Source organism: Gemmatimonadota bacterium (assembly GCA_022560615.1).
GTDB lineage: Bacteria > Gemmatimonadota > Gemmatimonadetes > Longimicrobiales > Gaopeijiaceae > UBA1138.
This window is the reverse complement of record JADFSR010000004.1, coordinates 72,291-95,690: the sequence shown is the minus strand read 5'-3', so window position 1 is coordinate 95,690 and position 23,400 is coordinate 72,291. Positions and strand designations below refer to the sequence as shown.

The following is a 23,400-nucleotide window of genomic DNA, read 5'->3' as shown; positions in this document are numbered from 1 at the left end:
AAGCCCGGTCGGTTGTTGCTAGTAGGTCAGCGACCCCGCTTGATGATCGCGTCCTGAATCTCCACATACGTGTTCGCGTTCGCGAGCAGCTCCCCGAGGTTCACATTCACCGACGCCGGGTAGGCTCCAGACTGGTTGAACAGGTCCATGGCGGCCCGGAACTTCGGCAGCGTAGCCTCCGCAGTCGCAAGCGTCTGGGGCGCTTGCTCCTCAACGGCGGCCTTGTACACGCTGAAGCCGTGCCAGAAGTTGAGCTGGCTGACCATCGTTTCACTGAGGTCGGGCAGCTCCTTCGCCGCCGCCATCCCCGTGATCGCGTACTGGAAGTTATCCTGCTGGTAACCCTTTTGGTATGCGTCATTGAAGATCAAACGGGCCGCCTGCTCCGCTCGCTGCGGGTCGTTGGCGGCAGCCTCCTTCAAGATCGCGACCGCATCCTCAATGCGACCGGCCTGGATCAACCAGTTGCCTTGCCGAAGCCTGGCGCTCGGATGCGAAGGGTTGATCTCACGGACACGGTCGAGCGCGGCGATCGCATCGGTGAGCTGATCGTTACGCTGCAGCGCGTCCGCGTAGATCGACCACAGCACGTCTTCCTGCGCGTGCGTCTGGAGAACCCGAGCACCGACCTCGACCGCATTGGTGATCTCGTCGAGCTGGATGTAGGCCGCGATGATGTTCCGAAGGTGCCCTACGGGCGTCTCCGCGCCCTTGCCCTCGAACACCTTCTCATACGCCTGGATCGCCTCTCGGTAGTAACCCTGGGCCTCCGGCGAAACGCCACCCCCGTTTTGCGCATCGAGCGCCGCGTCCTGCTCGGCATCGAGCGCCGCTGAGAACGCGAAGCCACCGTACTGCTCCCAGAGGTCGATGTTTTCGCGGTCGACCTCGAGGCCGATCTCGATGACCTGCATGCCGCCCACAGGGTCGCCGGCCCTTGCGAGGTCGTAGGCGATCCTCATGCGAATCGCCGCGTTCGCCGGGTTCAACTCGAGGTAGCGTCCGTAATACTCACGAGCCCGATCATCGTCATCCCGCAGAGCCGACATGTATCCGGCCAGCTCGAGCGCTTCCTGATGCAAAGGCTCCAGTGCCAGCACCTTCTCCATTTCCCCGAGCGATTCCGTGTAGTTCTCCATCTCATAGAGGATGCGCCCGCGCAAATACCGAGTGCCGATGCCATCGGGGTTGAGGTCGAGCGCCTGGTCGCAGTTTCGCAGCGCATTCTCCCATTGCCGACTCGCGAAGTAGTCGGAGCAGAAGGTATGAGCACGGATCTGCTGCACGTAGCGGTCGAACTCGTTGAAGATGTGCTGCGCCGCAACCTCATCGTCCTTCTCTGCCACCGTGATGTCCGAGACCGCGAACTGCTCGCTCGAGGCGATGTCCCAGAAGACCACGTTCTGCAACTCCCAGGACTTGTCGGCCAACTCGTTGTACTCGGCACACAGCGCAACCTGCGCGTCGATCTGCGAGGCGAGCTGACGCGTCATGATACAGTTCAAGTCTTCGATCTTGAGATCGAAGCGCTTGGCCTGATCCTTGATCTCCTTCTCTTCGATGGGCTCGTGCGTCGCAAGCGTGTTGATGAGCTTGCGGAGCTCCTTCGAGGCGTCCTTGCCGAAATCATCATCCGCATCCCCCAGCGGGAGGAAGTACGGGATGAGGACGCGGAAGCGGCCCTGAGCGTGAAGGGCTGCCGGGCTCAGGACGAGGGCCACGAGGACGAGGTTGAGCGACAGCTTCAGGGGTCCGACCATGCTTCGTTCTCCTCGGGGTCTCCCCCAACTATTCTGTCCGCCGAAGCGGACTCGCCCGGACCGGGACCGGACGCTGTTGAACTGGAACTACAAGCTGGTTGCGGGCTGGACCGTCCGGGTCCCCGTGACCGCCAGAGTATAGGACCTGATATTTTATGCACAATGGATGCGTAGGGTCAACGCTCCCGACCCACGGCACCGACTCTCCGAAGCCCCGAGCGCAGAGTCACGCACCATATCCCTCTACCTCTATCAGCCGCAGACCTTACATGTTCCTTGGCGATCGCGCCATAGTTAGGTCCACTCGGGCCGTGGTCATGCTAGCGCAGCACGCCTCTCGTGCGGAGCAACCGGATCGAACCCGAGCCCGTGTCGATCACGATCCTCCCACGACCGTCCCCGAGCCGGCCACGCATGCTGTCACGCCGGGCCGACCGCAACTCGACCGGAAAGTCGACATCGATTCCGCCGCTGCCTGTGTCGATCTCGAGTGACGCACCGAGGTTCGACGGAGCCCAGACGGTGACCGAGCCCGAACCCGTGTCGATGTCCAAGGACTCAATGTCCGTCAACAACTCCAGTTCGACTGAACCCGAGCCAGTATCGACCGTCACGTCGGCGGATCGGATCCGCTCGAGGTCCACGCTACCCGAACCGGTGTCGACGCCGAGTGAGCGAGCCTCGATACCGCGCCCGACGACCCGACCCGAACCGGTGTCGAGGTCGACTTCGCCCGCAACGACGTCCGAGACGCTGATGCTGCCCGAGCCCGTGTCGACGGTCAGGTCGCCATCCATGCCCGTCACCGCGACCGCCCCCGAACCGGTATCGATCGAGAGCGACCCAGACATGTCCTCTGCGGACACCGCTCCGCTACCCGTATCTATATCGATCTCGCCATCCACGTCCCGCGCCTCTACCGTGCCGACGGCGAGGTAAACGTGGATCTCTTGCCCGCGAGGCACTTCGATCACGAGGTCGGCCCACGCCTCGAGGCCGCGGCCCGAGCCGCGCACCCGGACCTGGTCGCCTCTGCGCAGACCACTGTCGGAGAACGTGCCATCGTCGCGAACGCGCGTCGTCGTGCTGGACCCGCGGCCCATCTCGGGATACACCACCTCACGCGCCGGATAGACGATGCGCACGGTCTCCCTCCCGCGGATCTCTCCCGTCTCGACGCGCAAGCGATCGGCATCGTCGCCGTGGCGGGCGATTCGCACTACGACCTCGGAGCCGCTCCCGGCCACCATCTCCACGTGCCCCGCAATGTTGTATATGGCTACCGACCTGCCCGATACCCGCTGCACCTCCTGCGCGGAGATCGGGGCAGTCGCGAGAATCGCGGCGAGCGCGATCAATCCTCTCTCTTTCATCTTCATCGTATTCCTCTCATCGTGATTCCCCTCCCTGTTCAGCGCCCCTGGCGCCGCAGCCGGATTTCCCCATCGAATACCGAGATCTCGAGCCGAGCCCCACCGTCACCCAGCACGAACTCGAATTCCCGTCCTCCCCTGAAGCGTTCGACCAGCACGGGAAAGTCCGAGACGAATTCCCCATCGAAGATCGACGCCTTCACACGTGCCCCCGTGCCCTCCGGGATCGCGATCATCGCATCACCGTCGTGCACAAAGAAGCCGTATTCGCCCCCGCTCATCAGTGACCCACTGAAGGTGATGTCACCGTCCTGGGTCTCGGCGCGTACCGAGTGCGCCTCCATGTCCGTCAGCGTCAGATCGCCGCCGCCGGAGTGGACCTGTACGGCACCGCTCACCCGTCGCAGTCGCACATCATCCCCCTGGGACGAGGCGGAAATCACACCGCTCGCGTCGACGATGTCGATCTCGCCCTGCACCGACGTCACCGTCACGCTCCCCGTCGTGTTCTCCACCCTTACGTCCCCCCGCACCGTCGCTATTACCAACGCCCCACCGACACCGCTCACACGCACATCGAGCGAGCGTCCACTGATCGTGACGCCGACCCAGGAGGGAATTCGGATCTCCACCTCGACCCCTCGGCGCCGCCCCTTGCTGTCGTCCGGCCGCAGCTCCAAGCGCGATCCCGAACGCCGCACCGCCAGTGCCGCCCGGCTGTCGTCCGTAGTCCGGACCTGAAGTTGGTCCCTGTCCCACGTCACCACCCGGACCTCTCCGACGATATTCTCGAGCACGACCCGGTCACCGCGGGACAGATCGACGACCGTGTCCGCAGCCATGGGAGTGGTCGCCAGGACGGCCGAGGCGAGAAGGATCGGGATCATGTCAGCTCGACCACCGCGCAATCTCGGTGGCTTCCCTCAGGTAGCTGAGCTTTCGTCGGTATTCGCGCTCTAGGTGCGCGCCCAGGAATTCGTTCGCCGGATCCTGTGCCAGCGCGCGACGCAGGTCCTCGATGGCACGCTCGATAACCCCCAAATTCTTCTTCAGGACACGCACCGTCTCCGGATCGAGCGATACGCTCACGTCAGCCAGCAGCTCTTCCAGCGCCTCCAGTTCAGCGGACAGCCCTTCGCTTGCCCCCGGCAGATCAGCGCTCGCCATCACGGCGGTGGTGGGAACCCCTCCAGCCGCGATCGCGCCGCGCTCCGGAACGCCCGGACCGACCCACCAAGTGATGGCGGCGGAAAACACCATCAGGATCGTCGCAGCCGCGGCCAGCTGGAGCCGCGTGACGGTGAGCGCGCTCACCGGCTTCCGCGCCGCGCCCCATCGAGCGGTCGGCAGCTTGATCACCTGGCTCTCAACGGTCCCGAGTCCGAGCGGCGCCTGGGTCGCGGCAGCGATCCCCGGCCACAGGTCACGCGGCGGGGACATCGTGCGGAGGCCTTGGGCTTGCTCCAAGACGGCGCGCAGACCCTCCAAGTCGGCCCGACACCGTCCGCACTGTTCGAGATGCTCGGCGACAGCTTCCCGCTCGGCCGCCTCGAGCGTCCCGTCCAGGAACTCGGACAGCCGGCCCTCCAATTTGTTGTGTATCTCGCTCATCCGCGCAACTGCTCCCGAAGTAGCTTGCGGGCCCGGTGCAACTGCGACTTCGACGTGCCCACCGACACCCCTGTCATCTCCGCGATCTCTTCGTGTGCGTAGCCTTCGACGTCGTATAGCACGAACACCTCCTTCGCCCTGCTCGGCAGCGTCTGGAGCGCAGACTCGATGTCCAGCCCCTCTGCCGAGGCACGTCGTCGTGGCGCGATCATGCGCTCCATGATTCCCTGCCCGGTCACGTGCCGGGCCTCTCTCTTCCGTACAGTCTCTCTCTCTGCGACTGAGAATGTGGTTCACCGCAAGGCGGTGCAGCCACGTCCCGAACCTCGCATCTCCACGGAACGAGCCCAGCTTCTTCCAAGCGCGAATGAACACCTCCTGCGTCAGGTCCTCCGCGAGGTCTTCGCCCGTCATGCGAAGTGCCAACGAGTAGATCCTGTCCACATGACTGCGATAGAGGCGTTCGAAGGCCTCGTGATCGCCGTCCGCGGCGCGCAGTGCGTCGGCGGATTCACGCTCTGCTGGCACAGGTTGGGCCAAGGTTCCTCGGTCGGTTCGATCCACGCTTCATCTATTCATTAGGGTTGGACAACAAGCTCACGCCTTAGGTTGGAAGCCGGAACGTCGCGGAGAGACCGTGTTTGCGTTCGGAGTCCCGTGCCGACACCATCACCCGAGTCTACTCCACCCTAGCCGTTTCAGCATGCAGATAGACTCCTTCGACCTCAGCCGACCGTGACCGAAGACTTCGCGTTCGACGGCTCCGCCGAAGTGATCGCACACCGTGGCTACAGCGCGCGCGCGCCGGAGAACACACTCGCGGCGATCGACCTCGCGATCGAGGCCGGCGCCGACGCCATCGAGTTCGATCTGCATACGGCCGGCGACGGCAACCCGGTGCTCTTCCACGACCCGATGCTCAGCCGCACCACGAGCGGCGTCGGTCCCGTGCGGCGGCGAACCGTCGAGCAGCTCAAGAGGCTCGACGCGGGCAGTTGGTTCGGTGCCGAGTTCGCAGGGGAAAAGATTCCGGCGTTCCGGGACGCTCTCGAGCACGTCGGGGACCGTGTCGCCCGCATATACGCCGAGGTGAAGGGTTTCCGCGAACTGGAGGACCTGGACCGGATGGTGCGCTTCGCGGCCGAGACCGGCCAGAAGGAGCGTACGATCTTCATCGCCCTGAACTGGACGTTGCTCGACCGGATGCGCTCGCAGGACGCGTCCCTCCGCATTGGGTACATCGTCGACGACGCCGAGTCCGCAGAGGAAGCCTTGCGCAGAGCGACTGGCGACCGTTCGGCCCTGATCGACTTCAAGGCTGAGCTTCTGCTCGACGACCCGTCGCTGGCCTCCCGGGCCCGCGACGCCGGCATCGCGTTGGCGGCATGGACGGTGGACGATCCGTCGGACGCTTCAAGGCTGCTGCAGATGGGCGTTCCGCGCATCACGACGAACGAGGTCGAAGCACTGCTCGATTGGAAGCGCACGCTGTGAGCCAAGGTGGGTTGCCCCACCCTTTCTCGCCCCTCGGTCGCGTTGACGCATTGCGCCGGATGCGCTCGGAAGGCGTCGACGTCCTGGTGCTGGGTGGCGGCATTACCGGGTGCGGCATCGCCCGGGACGCTGCGCTGCGGGGCTGGTCGGTCGCGCTCATCGACAAGGAAGACTTCGCCTTCGGCACGTCTTCCCGCTCCTCGAAGATCATTCACGGCGGCGTGCGCTACCTCGAGTATGGGCACTTCCTACTGGTCCGTGAGTCCGCGAGAGAACGGACAGTGCTCCGCTCGATCGCGCCTCACCTCGTCCATCGTCTGGACTTCCTCTATCCGGTATTCGCACCCGACTCGTTGCTCAAGATCAAAGCGGGGCTATCGGTGTTCGACTGGCTCGCGGGAGCGTCGAACGAGGACAAGCACGTGAATCTCGAGCCTCACGAGGTCCGGGCCCGGCTGCCCGGATTGCGGGGACCGCTCCGGGGTGCCGTCCAGTACCCGGAGTACATCACCGACGACGCACGTCTAACGCTGGAGAACGCGATCTCGGCCGCAGAGCACGGGGCTTTAGTCGCGAATCATGCGGCCTTCGATCGCTTTCTGATGAACGACACGGGAGGGGTGCGAGGTGCCCGCGTCGAGGACCGCCTGACCGGGGATGTCTTCGACGTCGAGGCGCGATGCGTCGTCAACGCGTGCGGGCCCTGGGCCGAAGAGGTGCTGCGAAACGCGGACATGCCGGTAGGAACGCCGCTGCGACCGAGCAAGGGCATCCACCTGTTGCTATCGGCGGAACGATTGCCGATCGAGGGCGCGGCCTTCCTCAAGTCGACCTCGGGTCGCAGGGGACTCGTGATGCGCCGACTGGACTACGTGTACGTCGGAACGAGCGACACGAAGTACGACGGGCCATTGGATACTCCTCGAGCGACCCGGGATGAGGTGCTCGAGCTGCTCGAGATGGTCCAGGACTGCTTTCCCGACGCAGCGCTACGCATCGAGCACGTGCTCGCCACCTGGGCCGGGATCCGTCCGCTCATCGAAGAAGAAGGCAAGACGACCCGCGACACCTCGAGAGAGGACGAAGTCTGGTCCGGCCCTGACGGCCTCGTGACGATCGCGGGGGGGAAACTCACCACGTATCGTCGCATGGCCGAGCGCGCCATCGACGAGGTGCGAGAAGTGCTGGGACCACCGCCACGCGACGAGGTCCGGACGGCTACTGTCCCGCTTCCGGGAGCCCCCGAAGGCGATATCATGGACTTTGAGTCCCAGGCAACGGAGCGTCTCTTGGCGGCAGGGTTGACCGAGACGACGGTCCAACGGCTACGATGGCTCTACGGCCGTCAGCTCCACCATCTGCTGGCCCTCGCAGAGACCGACCCGGGATGGCTGGAGCCGCTCGGAGCTGGGGTACCGGCCGTGCGGGGCGAGGTGAAACTCGCGGTGGAACGAGAGATGGCCTCGACTCTCATCGACTTCATGGACCGGCGCAGTGCCCTGCTCCTCTTTTCCCCCGACTTCGGACTCGCCGGGGCCGGTGAAGCTGCTGAGATCATGGGGTCCCTGTTGGGCTGGGACGAGGCGCGAAGAAGCGCTGAGGTAGAGCGCTACCGGGCGTACGCTGACGAGCACCGGGTACCTGCTGGCTAAGCGTTCGTCTCGGCCGAGACATGAGCCACCGGTAGCAACAGCCGGAACGTGGTCCCCGTCCCCGGCTCCGAGTCCACTTCGACGACACCGCCGTGCGCCTCCACGATGCCCCGGACGATCGCGAGACCGAGGCCGGCTCCACCGTGTCCGGCGGTCTGCCAGAAGCGGTCGAAGAGCCGGTCGAGTGCTTCGGGCGCGATCCCTTCACCGGTGTCGGACACCGAGAGCACCACCCGCCCGTCATGCTCCGTGCCCCCGAGCGTCACGGAGCCGCCGGGCGGTGTGAACCGGAGCGCGTTGTCGAGCAGGTTCGCGAGCGCCTGGAGCATGCGGTCCCGGTCCATTCTGGCCTGGGGCACCTGCGAAGCGACCTCCACCAGCAGCTCGATGCCGGCGAGCTTAGCCTGAGCCTCGAAAAGCTCTCTGGCCTCATCCAGGATCGGGCGCACGTGCTCGGCGGAAGGACGCACGACGAACGCTCCCGCTTCGATACGCGCTACATCGAGCAGCGCCTCGATGAGCCGACCCATGCGGCCGGCGGATCGCGCGATGATCTGCGCTTGCTTGCGACGCTCGTCCTCATCCAACGGCAGATCTACGAGCAGGTCGGCGGCGGCCGCTACGACACCCAAGGGGTTGCGGAGGTCGTGCGAGACGATCGAGACGACCTCCTCGCGCTGCTGAATGGCGCGGCGAAGAGCGGCCTCCTTCTCCCGAATCTCGCTGACGTCCGCGAAAGTCAGGACCGCGCCGCGCAGCTCCACGCCATCGACCAGCGGATGCAACGACCAACGGGCCGGGAACGACGTCCCCTCGCAGCGCCACAGCACGTCGTTGTCGTCGGAATCCACACGGCCTCCCGCGTGAAGCGCCGCAAGGATCGGCGAATCCGTGCGGTCTCGGGGCTCTCCGTCGGCGGTGGAGTGATGGACCAGGTCGTGCATATCGCGACCCCGGATCTCGCGTTCGGTGAAGCCCAGAAGCGCACACCCTACCCGGTTCAGCGACGTGCACTTCCCGTCGAGGTCGATTCCCAGAACACCATCTCCCGTCGCCTCGAGCAGCGCGTCGATCTCGCGCCGAGCTCGCACTGCCTCCGAGCGACGCTCTTCGCCTTCCGCCATGAGGCCCCGAAGCCGTCGACTCACGAGTCCGATCACGAGCGTCGAAGCGAGGGCGACGAGGGCCAGACCGAGCGTGATCCAAAACTGGAGGCGTATCGTGCGGGCAGTCTTGCGTCTGCCCTCGTTGACTTGGCTCTCGATGGCGCGTTCTAGCACTCGTGTAGCGCGCCGGAGATTGTCGAAAGCGGCCAGACTCTCCGCGGCGAGCGCCCGGCGGACAACGGCGTCGTCCGGCGCGTCGAAGACCCTACGGTTCTCGAAGTGCCAACGCGCCGACTCCGCCGAGAGTTGGGCCAGGCGCTCACGGACATCGAAATCCATGGCACGAACCCTATCGGCCAGGTCGACGTAGAGGCTGTCCTCACGCACTACCGCAGCGTTGTACTGCGTTCGATACGATCCTTCGCCGGCTGGCAGGAATCGCTGAAGGAGGTCCACCAGGCGAGCTTGGGCGAGCGACAGCTCCGCGCTCGCCAGCAGCGCCGGCTGGAGGTGCTCGGTGATCTGTTCCTGCGCCCGCGCGGCGCGTTGCCCGAGATAGATCGGCACAATCGCCAGCGCGATGAGCGCGACCGCGACAAAAGCGAGTGCCATGCGGGCGCGCGTCTTCTGGGGGCTACCGTTTCGGTGACCTGCCGCCGAACGGGTTGGGCTCATCCAAGACGTCCCCGCCGCCGGCGGCCTGCGTCCTCCGAGAACTCCTCTTCGAGAAGGCGGAAACTGTCGTTGAGCTCCTGGTCGTTCTCCGTACCCATGATACGACCCGCGATGTACTCGCCCAGAACGGGACCTTGCTTGAACGACTCCGCCGAGCCGCCGCCCGCGAGCCATCCATTGTCGTAGTCCGGGTGCTCGTCGATGATGAAGTTCCTGCTCACCGTCTGGGTGTAGTGACACGCCCGGGTCTCGTTGATCGAGCGCTCTGCGAGCGCCGGAAAGTACTTGGCGAGGATTTGCCGTGGCCTGGCGTGTGATTCTGCGTCGACCCACCGGATGCTCGTATCCGGGTCATCGCCGCTGTGACCGCCGGTGCGAATGCGGAATCCGCGGGAGTCGCTGGGTAAGGCCGGCCATCCGGTTACGCCCGGGAAGTTGTAGCTCGGACAGTTGGGGTGCCGATACGACTCGTCGCCCGGAGGCGTCGAGAAGTAATAGACATGCCCGAGCGTGCTCACGTTCAAGCGCTTGCCCATGAGCGCGGGGAAGAACTTCGGGAACCACGGACCGAGCGCGAATACGAAAATACCCCCGCTGATGCGGTCGCCGCCTTCGAGCTGTACGTCCGAGACGCGGCGGCCCTCGATCCGCCCCAGCGAGACACGCCCAATCCGGATCTCTCCCCCCTCCTGCTGGAAGACCTGAGCGACAGACTCCATCGCTCGCCTCGCCCGAACGACGCCCGCATCGGGCTCGTAGATCGCGACGTTGACGTCCGGTGTGTGGAGGACCGGCCAGCGGTACCGCACCTCGTCCGCGGTCAGGACCTCATAGTCGCGCCCGAGCACGTCCCAGTTGGCTACAGTCTGTTCGAGGAATGGCGTCATCTGGTCCCGCATGATGATGTCGCCCGTCGTGTAGAAGAGCTTGGGCAGCATCGCGTCGGCGTACTGCTCGTCCCACGCCTTCCACTTCTCCATCGCGCGCACTGCCCAACCGCCCCACTGCAGACCATGCGGGACATCACCGTAGCTCGAGCGCACACCGCGGGTCTCTCCGCCCGACGCCGAGCGCGAATTCCCCGGGCCGTACTGGTCGAGCAGCGTGACCTTCGCTCCCATCCTCTGCAGATGGAGCGCCGTCCAGTTCCCGAAGTTCCCGGCCCCTACGACTACGATATCGGGAGCCTGGCCGGAGCGGACGAGCGGTGAGCGCACGGATCCGGCGCGGAGCTCCTGCGCTACCGCCGACGTACCCGTAATCGCCAGCCCAGCACCGGCGGTCGCGACCTTCAGGAAGTCGCGTCTATCGATGCCCATACGGCGTCTAGTTGCCGAAAGGCGCCAGACTGATCGTTTCGAGCGCCGCTGCGTCGGGTGGCAACTCGCCGCTGCCCGCTTCGAAGCCGTTCAGGCGTAGCACGAAGGCCACGATGTCGGCGTATTGCTGGAGCTCCAGGCTTCCGGGCGCATCTTCGGGCATCTGGGTCGACACCATCTCGAAGAGGTCACCCGCCGTGCGCCGCCGCCACTTGAACTTGAACTGGCGGTCGTTGAACTCGCTCGAGTAGTGGCACTCGGTACAGGTCGAACGAAAGACGTTTCGGCCTCGGTCGGCCTGAGCCGTCGAAAAACCGAGCGCCGACGTGGCGGGAGCGGCGTCCGCGCCGGTTGCTGCGCCGCCGCCGCTATCCGCGGTGACCGCAGCGGCCCCGGGGGAGTCGCCGGCGGGGGAGGGTCCCTGCGCGACAGTCGTGCTGCCCGCGCAACCCGCGAGAGCCAGCAATGTTACGAACGTCAGATGTTTGGACGGAATCATCGTGCTCTGCCATTGAGTGAGAGGGAAGGTTGCAAGATGAGGCGGTGCGGGCCGAACCGGCAAGCCGAGGATGAAGGTCCGAGACGGTCAGATCTTGATGTAGATCCGGCGCCGATGGAGGATCCACATCAGGGCCAACCAGAGGATCACATAGGAGACGGCAAAGGACAATGATCCGTTGTAGTCCCCTGCCCAGGAGCGGAAGACGTTCTCGTAAATCCATGCGTACAACGAGGTGCCACCGTCGCCCCCGACCCGGACTCGAACCATCATCTTGGTGACCATGCCGGACGCCACGTACACGGCGATCGAGTTCATGCCATACACCACGAGTGGAACAAGCCACCATCCCCGCCACCGTTTTACGTCGATCGCCCAATACATGATCCCGAAGAGGAGCAGCGCGGTGCCGGCCGTGAAGAGCACGTACGAGCTCGTCCAAAGGTTCTTGTTGATCGGGAAGACGAGATCCCACACGAGCCCCAGAGCCACAAACCCGGCGCCGGCGACCAACATGCCGCGGGTTTGCACCAAACCTTTTTGGTCCCGCAGTAGCCACTCTCCCGTGAAGATGCCGAGCAGGGAGGTCACGACAGCGGGCATCGTTGACAGAAGTCCCTCGGGATCCCAGCTCTCCTGCCACAGATGCCCACCCATGAGCATCCGGTCCAGGTAGGCTGCGAGATTGCCGTCGGCCGAGAGGTCCCCGGCGCCGTACCCAGGAACGGGCACCAGCGCCATCAAGCCCCAGTAGAGCAGCAGCAGGCCCCCCGTGGCGACCCAGCGCCCGCTCGGCTTCAACCACAGATAAAGGCCGGCGGCGGCCAAGTATACGAGTCCGATGCGCTGAAGAACGCCGGCCCACCGCATTTCGGTGAAGTCGAAGCTGGGCACCGCTCGCATCAGCAAACCGATCGCGATGAGTAGTAGCGATCTGCGCGCGACGTGACGAAGAAGGACGGTCCGCGGCACGCCCTCCGCGAGTCGGCGTCGGAAAGAGAGCGGGATCGCCACGCCGACGATGAAAAGGAAGTACGGGAAAATCAGGTCGGTAGGGGTCCACCCGTGCCACTCGGCGTGCGCGAGCGGGGGGTACACATACGCCCAGCTCCCTGGATTGTTGACGAGGATCATGCCCGCGATCGTCAGGCCGCGGAACGCGTCGAGGGAGACCAAGCGGGCGGACGACGGCAGCGACGCCGACGCAGGCGGCGTGGCGCTTGCGTCGAGGGTCGCACTCTCGGCCATGCTCACTCCAAATCGTCGTGGAGATGCGCCCTCACGAGGTCGTCCGGTGTGTTCACGTTCAAAAAGGTCGCGCCGGTCTCCAGGCCGAGCGACGCCAGGTCCAGCTCCCGACCCTCGAGCGCGCGGAAGAGCGAGTGCAACGAAAGGTCGGGACCATCGAGTCGTTCCGACACCAATGGCAGCGCAGCGCAGCCATAGACGGCACAGAGTGGCTCGACGCCACCGGGTCGGCTCGGCGCAGCCGCCAACGACGTCTCGGCGTGTGCCGCAATCCGAGCGATGACCCGCTCACTTACGAGAGGGAGATCACACGCGAGGAGCAGCACGGCGTGCAACTGGCACGCCTCGGCCTCCAACAACGCAGTGTGTAGCCCACCCAAAGGCCCGTGCCCGGGCCTCACGTCAGGGAGTGCCCTGATCCCCTTGGGGAGCTCAGCGTGGTTGGACGAGATGACTACGACTTCATCCGTCACGGCCTCGAGCGCATGAATCGCGCGGTGCAGCATCGGCACCCCGCACACGAGCTCCATCGCCTTGTCGCGTCCGTAGCGGCGGCTTTGCCCACCCGCGAGTACGGCACCCAGGAGCCTCACCTGACGCGCTCGGCCCCACAGTACACGTTGAAGCCGCCATCGCGCGCGAAGCCGACGAGGGTTTGGTGGAACCGGCTCGCGAGATCGACGGCCAGGCTCGACGGCGCCCCTACCGCGACGAGTACCGGGACCTCGGCCATGAGCGCCTTTTGCACGATCTCGAACGAGGCGCGCCCGCTCACGACCAGCACTCGGTCGTGGCACGGGAGTGCCCTGGCGAGCAGCGTGTGCCCGAGCACCTTGTCCACCGCATTGTGACGGCCGACGTCTTCGCGAAGTACGTCCGAGGATCCGTCCGCCTGAAAGAGACCCGCGGCGTGAATCCCTCCCGTGCGAGCGAAGACGCGCTGCCCTGCCAGCAGCCGATCGGGCAGCTTGGGCAAAAGCGCGCCGGAGACTTGGAATCCCGTGGGCAGAATCGAGCAACCGGTCGCTTGCACGGCTTCGATCGATGCCTTGCCGCAGATGCCACAACTCGACGATGTGAAGACGTTGCGACGCATGCTGTCAACGTCGAACGGGACCCCAGCGCGCAGACGGGCCTCGACGATGTTGTACTCCTGAGCCTCGTCGCCACGACAATACGTCAGTTCGTGGAGGTCGTCAGTCGTCGGGACGACGCCCTCGCCGTGGAGGAACCCGGCGACGAGCTCGAAGTCATCGCCCGGCGTGCGCATAGTGACCGCGACGGGCTCGACGCGACGAAGCTCGCCTTCCGTCCACGAGACTCGGATCTCGAGCGGCTCTTCTACGGTGAGTGTGTCCTTTTGCCGAACCACGCGCCCGTCACGGTGCCGCGCGACGCGTACGGAGCAGGTGGGGCTCCTCCGTCCAATCACGTCAGTCCGCTGCCTCGCGTGCCGCCCCACGCGCCGCCTCAGCCCGCACGACCTCCACGATCGCCGTAAAGTCCGGGATCCCACACTCGGGCTCCACGACGTCACGCCGGATCATGGGGTTCGCCTCGGGCCAGTAGACCTGGAGGTTGCGCTCCTTCATGGGGGCGATGCGGCAGCGGCCGGAGAACGAGCCCACATCGGACCGCAGAGTAACCGCGTCACCGTCCTCCAGTCCGAGGCGTGCGGCGTCGGCAGCGGCCATGAAGACGTCGTCCCGCGCTCCGCCAGTGAGCGGATCGAGCCGCGCCTGGATCATCGAGTTGAACTGCTTGCCGCGCCGCGTGCTCAAATGGAACCAGCCCTCCGGGATATCCAGCTCCGCGGGATGCACCGGGTGGAATCGGGAACGGCCGCCCGGGAGCGCGGAGCGTCCGCCTTCACAGAGGCGTGGGCCGCCCCACTGGATCGCATCGCCGGCTGCGGACAGCCGCTCGATGCCCCGGTAGAACGGCACCGCCCGCGCGATGTCATGCCGCACCGCGGACGCATCCGTCAGTCCGAGAAGGTACGCGCGATCCGGGTCGACTCGGGCGGCCAGATCCACGAGCACCTCCCACTCGGAGCGGGCCTCCTCGATGCGGGGACCGGGGATTTCCGGAGAGAAGTAGATCCGACGCTCGGTAGCCGTCGCGGTTCCGCCACCCGGCTGCTCGTAGCGCGTCGTGGCAGGCAGCAGAACGACGACGTCTTCGGGCTCGACGAACATCTGGTGTGCGAGAACGATGTCCTGGTGCACGCGCAGGGGAACTCGCCGCAGCGCCTCCCTGCAGTACGCGGGGTCCGGCAGCGTATGCAGATAGTCACCACCGATCGCCCACAGCACGTCGATCTCGCGCCGGTGCGCCGCGTGCACCGTCTCGACGGCAGTGAGGCCGCGCCACTCGGGCACGTCGAAGCCCCACAGCTCGGACATCTCCGCGGCGCTCTGTGCGGTGACGGCTCGACCACCCGGGAACGACCACGGTACCGCCCCGACCTCGGCGCCGCCCTGCACCCCGCTGTGGCCTCGGATCGGCATGAGCCCACACTTCTCCCTCCCGAGGAAGCCGCGAGCCAAGGCGAGGTTGATGATGGCCTGTACGTTGTCGACTCCAAAGCGGTGCTGCGTAATGCCCATGCTCCAGATGAACACCGCGCTCCGCGCCTTCGCCACGGTCTCGGCGAAGTCGGTCATGCCTTCCCGTGTCACACCGCTGAAGCGCTCGAGCTCCGACCACGACTGCCCCGCCAGCTCGCCCTCGAGCTCCGTGAAACCCTCGGTGTGTCGGTCGATGAATTCGCGGTCGACTCCGTCCGTGGCGATGAGGTGCTTGAGCACGCCGTTGAGAAACGCGACGTCGCCACCCTGGTGCACCTGCACGAAGTCGTCGGCCAGCTTGGTGCCGAAGAGCGCGCTGTCGAGGATCGACGGAATCCAATACCGCTCCATCGCAGGCTCACGGTACGGGTTCACGACGACGATGCGTGTGCCCTTTTCCTTGGCGCGGTACATGTACTTCGTCGCAACCGGTTGATTGTTGGCGACATGCGAGCCGAAGAACACGAGCAGATCGGTCCCGATCCAATCGCTGTAGGAGCACGTCGAGGCGGCGTACCCGATCGAGCGCTTCAAGGCGGTGGTGCTCGGCGCGTGACAGACGCGGGCGGAGTTGTCGACGTTGTTGGTGCCCAGGAAACGCGCGACCTTCTGCACTCCGTAGTACACCTCATTGGTGATGCCGCGAGAGGTCAGGTAGAAAGCGAGGCGTCTGGGGTCCATGCCGCGAACGCGATCCGCGATCAGTGCGAGCGCGGCGTCCCACGAGAGGCGTTGGAAGCCGGGCTCTCCCCTCCGCCGCATCATCGGGACCGGAATCCGCCCCAGATTCCTCAGGCCTTCGCCGTCGAGTCCTGCGACTGAGTCCACATCGCTCAGCGTCGCCGGATCGAGCGCGGGCATCGTGTTCAGTCGGAGCAGCTCGAGGCGAACCGAGCAGAGGTGGATCCCGTCCAGCGTGAAGTCGTGGATGCCGGTGGTGCCAAGCGCACAACCGTCGCACACGCCGTCCTTCAAGATCCTGGTCGCGTACTCGAGCTGGTCCCGGTTCTTCCACCAGACGCGAGCCATGTCGCGGAAGTGTTTCGGTTTCTGCTGCCCGAGACCGAACGGTATAGGAGAGACCCACGTCGACGGATTCCAGCCGAATTCCATATGGGGCGCTTTTCGCTGTGGCGGCGGAGGCGAGTAGCTATGAGTAGCTAGAGGAGACGCTCGAGAAAACCGCTCACACCGAGGCCGACCAAGATCGTCAGCACGGTCTTGATGTTGCCGATATCGAGCGCCTGACGAATCGCGATGAAGCCCGCCACAGCCACCCACAGGGGGAGCAATGCGTAAAGCGGCCAACCAAGGATCGGAATGAACGCAAAGATCCACAGGATTCCCGGGGCCTGCGCGAAACCAAGCGTCCTCAGGAGCTCGCCCCAGGTCGCATTTCCGCCGAAGATGTGGACCCCGACCAGGTAACAGATGCCGGCCCACACCCCCCAGATGACGAGGGCGCCCACCGCAGCGAGCGAAGCGGCCATCAGCCCGCTGCCCGACGCTCCGATCCCGCGCGCGACCGCAACGATCGCGACCACCATCGCCGCCTGACCGGTCGCATTCTGATCGTGCTCGACTTCTTCGAACGTGTCGACGCTGAGGAACGTCGCCCCAACCATCCGCTCGACAAAAGAGCTCGTCGCCTCGGTCATGTCAGTACTCCCGCAGAAGGGTGTGCCTAGCAGCCCGTGGTAGAGTCTGCCGAATCAAAAGGGCACCCGCCAGGAGCATTCCCCACGCCCCAAGAAAAAGCTATCGAGGCAACCACTCCGGCGATGGTGTCGGAGTCTGCGAGCACGCACCCTCGCCCCGCTCTTCGCACGTGTCAAGCCATGTGTCAAGCGTCGAAATACGGCTCCAACGCGCGTTCCGGGGGCGGTGCAGTCACCAGACTCACGCCGATGAACAAGGCCGCCGACACGAGGAAGCCCAAGAGCACCGGTTCAACGGAAGAGGCGCCGAAGATCTCCCACAGGAACGTCGCGACTACACCTCCGACCATGGCAGCGGCGGCGCCCTCCTTGGTGGCCCTTCGCCACACCACGCCCCCAACGACCGGCATGACGAACGCCGCGGCCATCAAGGCCGTGAAGAGCAAGACGATGAACTGCACGAGCTCGCCTTCCCCGACGCCGCTCAGCAACAGGATCACGGGAACCGATCCGACGACGAGGATCCCAACGCGACCGATCCACATCCGACGCTCGGGTGTGACGTCCGGATCGACCAGGTTCTGGTATATGTCGACCGACAGCGCGGAGCCCGCGACGATCAAGAGCGAGTCGACGGTGGACATCATCGCCGCGGTGATCGCCGCGAGCATGATCGCGCCCAGCGTGACCGGGAGCACCGCCGTCGCCACCATCGGCATCGCGAGGTCCCCGGTCGGAAGCTCCGGGAAGAGAACGATCGCGCACAACGCGAGCATGAAGACCAGCAGGTTCAGCGAGAGGATCATGATGATCGCGAAGAGGATCCCTCGCCGGATCGTGTGCATGTCCTTCATCGCGTAGAGCCGGATCAACTTTTCAGGTGTCGCAATGCCACCCAGGAAGAACGAAAGTCCCATCGTGAGCAGGAGCGTCGCGGGCATCGTCTCCCACGTAAAGACGAGGGGATGGGCCGATTCGACAAGCGAGAGCAGCTCGCCGAAGCCGCCCACCTGCCTGAGCGCGAGAGGGACGGCAAAGAGCGCACCGAGGCTCATGACGATGAGCTGGAACGCATCTGTGTAGACCACGGCGATCATTCCGCCGACCACCGTGTACGCCAGCAGGATGACCGTGAATCCCACCATGCCCCAGGCTGCCGGGATCCCGAACACCGTGTGCGCGATGAGCCCCGCGGCGACGATCTGCGCCTGGATGTAGACGACGGTGGCAACGAGGATGATGCCGCCGGCCAGCCCTCGAATGCCCTTGCCGTAGTACCTCGTCTCGATGAAGGCGGGGAGCGTCAGCTCCTTCTGCTTCGTGAAGCGCGGAGCGAGCACCGCGACCATGAACCAATAGGAGAGCGGAATCGCGAGCAGCACCCAGGCAAATGACCAGCCAGCCGTGTACATGACGCCGATCGTACCAACGAACGTGCCCGCCGACGTATGGGTCGCCGCCATCGTGGCGCCCCCCGTGAACCAGCCGAGATTGCCACCCGCGATCCAGTAGTCCTCTTCGTTGCGGGTCGCGCGAAGACTGTACCAGCCGATCGCGAACAAGACGAAGAAGTAGCCGACGAAGACCCAGATCTGGGGAGTCACCTGCGCTCTTCCCAGATCATCCACAGCGCGTAGGCGACGACGATCGCGCCACAGACCAGGAAGAGTCCGTAGAAGATCAAGCCGGGTCGCCCGGTCACGACGCAGCTCTCTTGACGTGGCGCCAACCCATGAAGCCGAACGCGAGCAGGATCGCACCGATCAGCACGTCGATCAGGAGAGGTAGCCCAGGACGCCACGCGCCGTCGGCGCGTCCCCGTAGGCTGATGACGGACGGCACCACGGGCAGATCGACTACGTACAGACCCTCACCGTCGGCCTCGAGCCCCGTCGGGAAGCCCTCGGCGACCGACCAGGCAGGCGGGAGCCTGAGCTCCGCGCGGAACAGGTCGGGAACGCCGTCGGTCGGCGGGAACGCGACGGAGAGCACCGGGACGCGCACGCGGACATCTTCTCCATCGCGCTGCACGGCCTCCGCGATCCGATACACTCCGACGAGGTGATACGGCTCGCCGGTCTCGGCGAAACTCAGCGTAAAGCTTGCCGCCCGCATCGAGCCGGTCTCGGTATCGAGCTGGATCCGGGTTCCCGTGCGCTCTTCACCAAGCCAGAACAAGTCGGTGGTCGCGGAACCGAAACCGAGCAACTCGAATCGCAGCTCTGGCGTCCCTCGTACGTCGAGCACGTACTCGACGCGGACTTCGGCCCCGCCGTCGTCCGGGCTCAGATCCGCGTAGAGGCGCACCGACCGGACGGTAGTCTGCGCCGAGGCGGGAATCGCCACTGCGACGATGAGCACCGCGAGCAGAGGCGTGCTCAGGCCCACGCGTCTCTCATCACGCGCAGCGCGTTTCCACCCATGACCCTCTCGATGTCCTCGTCCGAATACCGGTTCCTCACGAGCCAGCGCACTGTGTTGTGCGAACCCTCGGTCGGATTCTCCAGCCCCTCGACGTACTCGACCTCGTCGTATTCCTGCCCCGGCTGGCCCTTGCCCTTGGACTCCTCGATCGAGAGCGCCGCCATGTATGTGTGGTGTAACCCGACATGATCTCCGTACACCGTGTCCGGACCGAAGCCCACGTGGTCGATGCCCACCAGCGCCTTCACGTACTCGAAGTGCTCCATGAACGCGTCGAGATTGTGTACGCGGTTGCTCCTTGTGAGCGTGGTATGCGGCGCGCACTCGATCCCTATCACTCCGCCTTTGGCCGCGACCGCCTCCAGCACGTCGTCGGGCGCGAGCCGTTTTGATTCCCACAGCGCCCGCGCGCCGATATGTGAGAGGACGATGGGCTTCTCACTCCACTCCACCGTGTCGAGCGTGGTCTGGTCACCGCAATGGGAGCAGTCGATGAGTAGACCGACCTTGTTCATACGCTCGACCGCCCGCTTTCCGAACTTGGTCAGTCCGCCGTCACGGTCTTCTTTTAGCCCGTTTCCGAGCGCGTTCGACTCGGAGTAGGTGATCCCGAGCGAGCGCAGTCCAAAGCCGTGAAGGAGGTCGATCCGGTCGAGCTCGTGCTCGATCATCGCCGCCCCCTCCAACGTCGCGACCCATGCGACGCGCCCCTCGTCATGCGCCCGCTGAACGTCGTCCGCCCGCGTGCAGTGGAAGACGAAATCCTGATGCGCGAGGTCACACAGGCGCATACCCAGGTCGTGCAACACGTCGTCCCACTGCCAGCCTGAAGACGAGTGGATTCTGCAGATCCCGTCCATCAAGTTGTCGAAGACGCAATCCCAATATGAATGCGCCAATCCTTCGAACGCCGTGGCCATGCGCCCGTGGCGGGCGTACTCCGGGGTCTGCTCGATTCGGTCCGGGAAGACGCCGAGGTGCTCGTGCATCGACACGAACGGGAAGCGCTCCGCGAGGTCGCGCACACGTGCTTCCTCTTCATCGCTGAGCGGGAAGCGATACGGCGGCACCCGCTCCACCTCGTCCGCGAGCTCGAAACGCTCGTAGTCGGCCCCCGCCTCGAGGTAGGCGAAAGACCGATATCCTGCATATCGCTTATGTAGGCTCATTCCTCATCCTCATTGTGCCGGTGAAAGCCACAACCTGGGGTGTCGGGTTTGCCGAGGCCATTGCCGGGTCGGCGCGCGGGCCCCCTCTTGCGGTCGTCCAATATCACTCGTCGCATATCACTCGTCGGAGCTCGCATACATGCACGCAACGCTGCGCACCGCCCGGGCGCACCTGAAGCTGGTTCCGTTCGCCCTCGCACTCATCCTGGTGCCCGCGCTACCCGCATCGGCCCAGGAAGGCGGATCGATGTACGTCGGTGGCCCCGGATCGGCGAACTTCGATCTCGCAGCCCGGTTCGCCCCGTACAAGATCCGCGATCTGGTTCACAGTACGACCGTCTCACCTCGCTGGATCGAGGGCAGCGAGAAGTTCTGGTACGAGTGGGAAAACGCCGACGGGACCTTCTACTACATCGTCGATCCGGTCCGCGGCACGAAGAGTCAACTCTTCGACAACGATCGCATCGCCGCCGAACTGACCCGCATCACACTCGATCCGTGGGATGGGCAGCACCTGCCGATCACCAGCATCCGCTTCATCAACGACGACACCTTCCAATTCGATGTCGAGTCGTCCCAGGACGAGGAGGTCGAAGACGGAGAGGAAGACGAAGAGGACGAAGAGGACGAGGAAGATCAGGAGGAGGACAGCTCCCGCGGTCCGCAGACGAAGAAGAAGGTCCATCACTTCGAGTACACGGTGTCGACCCAGACCCTGCGCCAGCTCGAGGAGTACGAGTCCCCGAACGATCACCCCTCCTGGGCGAGCGTCTCCCCCGACGGCCAGACCGTTGTCTTCGCGAAGCTCCACAACCTCTGGATGATGACCGGTGAGGACTATGAGCGCATCCTCGACGCCCGCCGCGGCAAGAGCGGCGACGATGCCGACGATGCCGAGGAAGACATCGAGGTCGAGGAGGTCCAGCTCACTACGGACGGTGAGCAGTATTACAGCTACGCGGCGAACTCGAGCGGTCGCGGCGAAACCAATGTCTCGCGCGAAGAAAACATGGAGGACCGGAAGCGCGCCGGCATCTCGTGGTCCAAGGACTCGCAGCGGTTCGCGCTCGTCCGCCGGGACCGGCGCGAGGTGGGCGACCTCTGGGTGGTGCACGTCACGGGCAACGAGCGGCCCGAGCTCGAGACGTACAAGTACGACATGCCCGGAGAGGAGGACGTCACACTGAGCGAGATCCTCGTCTACGATCTAGCTGCGCGCGTGATGGTGAAGGTGGACGACGATCCGTGGAAGGATCAGCTCATGTCGATCATCAACGATCAGCAGTTCGTCTACACGGACTCGGACGAGCCACGCCGGTCCCTGTGGCTCTCCGACAACTCGGACGAACTCTGGTTCACGCGGATCTCTCGAGACCGCAAGCGTACCGACGTGATGATCGCCAATACGTCCACGGGTGAGGTCCGCACCGTGATCGAGGATCGACTCAACACCTATATGGAGACGCGCACACCGATCCAACTCGACGACGGCGACCTACTCTGGTGGTCCGAGCGGGATGGCTGGGCGCACGTCTATCGGTACGGCTCGGACGGGACGCTCGTCCGGCGTCTGACCGAGGGCCCCTGGCACGTCGACGGAATGGTCGGGGTGGACGAGGCACGCGGCTACCTGTTCGTGACCGGCCAGGGTCGGGAAGACGGCGAGGATCCATACTATCAGCACCTGTACCGAGTGAACCTCGACGGCTCCGGCGTCACGCTGCTCAACCCTGGGGATTTCGAGCACCGCTTCAGCAGCGGCGAGTCGCGCCGCTTCTTCGTGGATAACTACTCGCGCGTGAACACGACCCCGGCTTCTGCGCTTTACAACGCGCAAGGACAGAAGGTTCTCGACCTGGAAGAAGCGGACTTCAGCGCGCTCACGGAGGCTGGATACCAGTTCCCGGAGCCGTTCAAGGCGGAGTCGGCGGATGGCGTCACCGACATGTACGGGGTGATGTACAAGCCGTACGACTTCGACCCGAACAAGAAGTACCCCATCGTCGCGTACGTGTATCCCGGTCCGCAGACCGAGTCGGTCTCGAAGTTCTTCAGCACGAACGCGTCCGAGCAGGCGCTGTCGCAGTTCGGCATGATCGTCGTCACGCTCGGTAACCGGGGAGGCAATCCGGATCGCTCGAAGTGGTATCACAACTATGGGTATGGCGACCTTCGCGACTACGGCCTCGATGACAAGAAGGCCGTGCTCGAGCAGCTCGCGGACCGCCACGACTTCATCGACCTGGACCGCGTCGGCATCTACGGGCACTCGGGCGGCGGCTTCATGTCCACCGCGGCGATGCTCGTCTACCCCGACTTCTTCAAGGTCGCCGTGTCGTCGTCCGGCAACCACAACAACGACGTGTACAACCGCAACTGGTCCGAGACCCACCACGGCGTGAAGGAAGTCGTCGACGACGAGGGCGAAGTCACCTTCGAGTACGACATCGAGAAGAACTCGGACCTCGCCGCGAACCTGAAGGGGCACCTGCTGCTCACGACCGGTGACATCGACAACAACGTGCACCACGCGGGCACGTTCCGGATGGCCGAGGCGTTGATAAAGGCGAACAAGCGCTTCGACTTCTTCGTATTCCCCGGCCAGCGGCACGGCTACGGCGACATGGGCGACTACTGGTACTGGCTCAGGGCCGAGTACTTCGTGAAGCATCTCCTGGGGGACGACGAGTGGGACGCGGACATCATCCCGCTTCAGGTGGACAGTCCGAAAACGCGGTAGCGGCACGGGGACGCACGACGGTTGTCGAAATCCTTGCGCAACGACGTGCTCGGGCTAGGATTTGGACTAGGGCGCCTGCGGTGAAGACCGCCTTACGCCCAG

The 23,400-nt window shown here is 64.9% G+C and carries 19 protein-coding genes and 1 pseudogene; 3 read left to right on the top strand and 17 right to left on the bottom strand.

Features of this window, described 5'->3' with window-relative positions; all coding sequences use genetic code 11:
- Positions 1-26: 26 nt before the first annotated feature.
- The 6 genes and pseudogenes from IIB36_04095 to IIB36_04070 form a co-directional block, all read right to left on the bottom strand.
- Positions 27-1,760: a tetratricopeptide repeat protein gene (locus IIB36_04095; protein MCH7530928.1), complete on the bottom strand. Its 1,734-nt coding sequence runs from the start codon at positions 1,758-1,760 to the stop codon at positions 27-29.
- Between the two features lie 320 nt (positions 1,761-2,080).
- Positions 2,081-3,139: a DUF4097 family beta strand repeat protein gene (locus tag IIB36_04090; protein MCH7530927.1), complete on the bottom strand. Its 1,059-nt coding sequence runs from the start codon at positions 3,137-3,139 to the stop codon at positions 2,081-2,083.
- A gap of 32 nt (positions 3,140-3,171) precedes the next feature.
- Positions 3,172-4,020 carry a hypothetical protein gene (locus IIB36_04085; GenBank protein MCH7530926.1) on the bottom strand — a complete coding sequence of 283 codons (849 nt, stop codon included), beginning with the start codon at positions 4,018-4,020 and terminating at the stop codon, positions 3,172-3,174.
- 1 nt (position 4,021) lies between these two features.
- The gene (locus tag IIB36_04080; protein ID MCH7530925.1) at positions 4,022-4,744 is read right to left on the bottom strand and encodes a zf-HC2 domain-containing protein; all 723 of its coding nucleotides are present in this window, start codon (positions 4,742-4,744) and stop codon (positions 4,022-4,024) included.
- Positions 4,741-4,965, bottom strand: coding sequence for a sigma-70 family RNA polymerase sigma factor (locus IIB36_04075; protein ID MCH7530924.1), 225 nt, complete (start codon positions 4,963-4,965; stop codon positions 4,741-4,743). The genes IIB36_04080 and IIB36_04075 overlap by 4 nt, the downstream gene beginning before the upstream one ends.
- A gap of 70 nt (positions 4,966-5,035) precedes the next feature.
- A pseudogene (locus tag IIB36_04070) lies at positions 5,036-5,284 on the bottom strand (sigma-70 family RNA polymerase sigma factor).
- 195 nt (positions 5,285-5,479) lie between these two features.
- On the opposite strand from IIB36_04070, the gene IIB36_04065 reads away from it, so the two are divergent.
- Both IIB36_04065 and IIB36_04060 read left to right on the top strand, forming a co-directional pair.
- Entirely contained in the window at positions 5,480-6,238 is a 759-nt protein-coding gene (locus IIB36_04065) for a glycerophosphodiester phosphodiesterase (protein ID MCH7530923.1), read from the top strand.
- A 50-nt stretch (positions 6,239-6,288) separates the two neighbouring features.
- Entirely contained in the window at positions 6,289-7,890 is a 1,602-nt protein-coding gene (locus IIB36_04060) for a glycerol-3-phosphate dehydrogenase/oxidase (protein MCH7530922.1), read from the top strand.
- Here IIB36_04060 and IIB36_04055 read toward each other — a convergent pair.
- From IIB36_04055 to IIB36_04005, 11 genes are all read right to left on the bottom strand, one after another.
- A complete protein-coding gene (locus IIB36_04055; protein MCH7530921.1) occupies positions 7,887-9,671 on the bottom strand; it encodes a PAS domain S-box protein in 1,785 nt (594 codons plus the stop codon). The two genes, IIB36_04060 and IIB36_04055, sit on opposite strands and share 4 nt — an antisense overlap.
- Positions 9,668-10,990 carry an FAD-dependent oxidoreductase gene (locus IIB36_04050; protein MCH7530920.1) on the bottom strand — a complete coding sequence of 441 codons (1,323 nt, stop codon included), beginning with the start codon at positions 10,988-10,990 and terminating at the stop codon, positions 9,668-9,670. Before IIB36_04050 ends, IIB36_04055 begins: the two co-directional genes overlap by 4 nt.
- Before the next feature lie 7 nt (positions 10,991-10,997).
- Positions 10,998-11,489, bottom strand: coding sequence for a hypothetical protein (locus tag IIB36_04045; protein MCH7530919.1), 492 nt, complete (start codon positions 11,487-11,489; stop codon positions 10,998-11,000).
- Between the two features lie 87 nt (positions 11,490-11,576).
- Positions 11,577-12,737: a DUF5009 domain-containing protein gene (locus tag IIB36_04040; protein ID MCH7530918.1), complete on the bottom strand. Its 1,161-nt coding sequence runs from the start codon at positions 12,735-12,737 to the stop codon at positions 11,577-11,579.
- A 2-nt stretch (positions 12,738-12,739) separates the two neighbouring features.
- Positions 12,740-13,330 (bottom strand): molybdenum cofactor guanylyltransferase, encoded by a 591-nt coding sequence (locus tag IIB36_04035; GenBank protein ID MCH7530917.1) that lies wholly within the window; start codon positions 13,328-13,330, stop codon positions 12,740-12,742.
- Complete coding sequence (gene fdhD, locus IIB36_04030; protein MCH7530916.1) at positions 13,327-14,166, bottom strand: formate dehydrogenase accessory sulfurtransferase FdhD; 840 nt, start codon at positions 14,164-14,166, stop codon at positions 13,327-13,329. Before fdhD ends, IIB36_04035 begins: the two co-directional genes overlap by 4 nt.
- A 4-nt stretch (positions 14,167-14,170) precedes the next feature.
- Entirely contained in the window at positions 14,171-16,420 is a 2,250-nt protein-coding gene (locus tag IIB36_04025; GenBank protein MCH7530915.1) for an FdhF/YdeP family oxidoreductase, read from the bottom strand.
- A gap of 47 nt (positions 16,421-16,467) precedes the next feature.
- The gene (locus IIB36_04020) at positions 16,468-16,965 is read right to left on the bottom strand and encodes a YIP1 family protein (protein MCH7530914.1); all 498 of its coding nucleotides are present in this window, start codon (positions 16,963-16,965) and stop codon (positions 16,468-16,470) included.
- Between the two features lie 185 nt (positions 16,966-17,150).
- Positions 17,151-18,569 carry a hypothetical protein gene (locus IIB36_04015; GenBank protein MCH7530913.1) on the bottom strand — a complete coding sequence of 473 codons (1,419 nt, stop codon included), beginning with the start codon at positions 18,567-18,569 and terminating at the stop codon, positions 17,151-17,153.
- A 94-nt stretch (positions 18,570-18,663) separates the two neighbouring features.
- Complete coding sequence (locus tag IIB36_04010) at positions 18,664-19,353, bottom strand: hypothetical protein (GenBank protein ID MCH7530912.1); 690 nt, start codon at positions 19,351-19,353, stop codon at positions 18,664-18,666.
- Complete coding sequence (locus IIB36_04005) at positions 19,344-20,558, bottom strand: membrane dipeptidase (protein ID MCH7530911.1); 1,215 nt, start codon at positions 20,556-20,558, stop codon at positions 19,344-19,346. Before IIB36_04005 ends, IIB36_04010 begins: the two co-directional genes overlap by 10 nt.
- A 139-nt stretch (positions 20,559-20,697) precedes the next feature.
- On the opposite strand from IIB36_04005, the gene IIB36_04000 reads away from it, so the two are divergent.
- Positions 20,698-23,298, top strand: a complete 2,601-nt coding sequence (locus IIB36_04000) for a DPP IV N-terminal domain-containing protein (GenBank protein ID MCH7530910.1) — start codon at positions 20,698-20,700, stop codon at positions 23,296-23,298.
- Positions 23,299-23,400 lie beyond the last annotated feature (102 nt).

What these genes read in the sequence shown, in the direction of transcription:
- IIB36_04090 (MCH7530927.1), bottom strand. Translation starts at nt 3,139, where the DNA reads ATGAAGATGAAAGAGAGAGGATTGATCGCGCTCGCCGCGATTCTCGCG.
- IIB36_04055 (MCH7530921.1), bottom strand. Translation starts at nt 9,671, where the DNA reads ATGAGCCCAACCCGTTCGGCGGCAGGTCACCGAAACGGTAGCCCCCAG.
- IIB36_04050 (MCH7530920.1), bottom strand. Translation starts at nt 10,990, where the DNA reads ATGGGCATCGATAGACGCGACTTCCTGAAGGTCGCGACCGCCGGTGCT.
- IIB36_04020 (MCH7530914.1), bottom strand. Translation starts at nt 16,965, where the DNA reads ATGACCGAGGCGACGAGCTCTTTTGTCGAGCGGATGGTTGGGGCGACG.
- IIB36_04025 (MCH7530915.1), bottom strand. Translation starts at nt 16,420, where the DNA reads ATGGAATTCGGCTGGAATCCGTCGACGTGGGTCTCTCCTATACCGTTC.
- IIB36_04000 (MCH7530910.1), top strand. Translation starts at nt 20,698, where the DNA reads ATGCACGCAACGCTGCGCACCGCCCGGGCGCACCTGAAGCTGGTTCCG.
- IIB36_04095 (MCH7530928.1), bottom strand. Translation starts at nt 1,760, where the DNA reads ATGGTCGGACCCCTGAAGCTGTCGCTCAACCTCGTCCTCGTGGCCCTC.
- IIB36_04080 (MCH7530925.1), bottom strand. Translation starts at nt 4,744, where the DNA reads ATGAGCGAGATACACAACAAATTGGAGGGCCGGCTGTCCGAGTTCCTG.
- IIB36_04040 (MCH7530918.1), bottom strand. Translation starts at nt 12,737, where the DNA reads ATGGCCGAGAGTGCGACCCTCGACGCAAGCGCCACGCCGCCTGCGTCG.
- IIB36_04075 (MCH7530924.1), bottom strand. Translation starts at nt 4,965, where the DNA reads ATGGAGCGCATGATCGCGCCACGACGACGTGCCTCGGCAGAGGGGCTG.
- IIB36_04085 (MCH7530926.1), bottom strand. Translation starts at nt 4,020, where the DNA reads ATGATCCCGATCCTTCTCGCCTCGGCCGTCCTGGCGACCACTCCCATG.
- IIB36_04045 (MCH7530919.1), bottom strand. Translation starts at nt 11,489, where the DNA reads ATGATTCCGTCCAAACATCTGACGTTCGTAACATTGCTGGCTCTCGCG.
- IIB36_04005 (MCH7530911.1), bottom strand. Translation starts at nt 20,558, where the DNA reads ATGAGCCTACATAAGCGATATGCAGGATATCGGTCTTTCGCCTACCTC.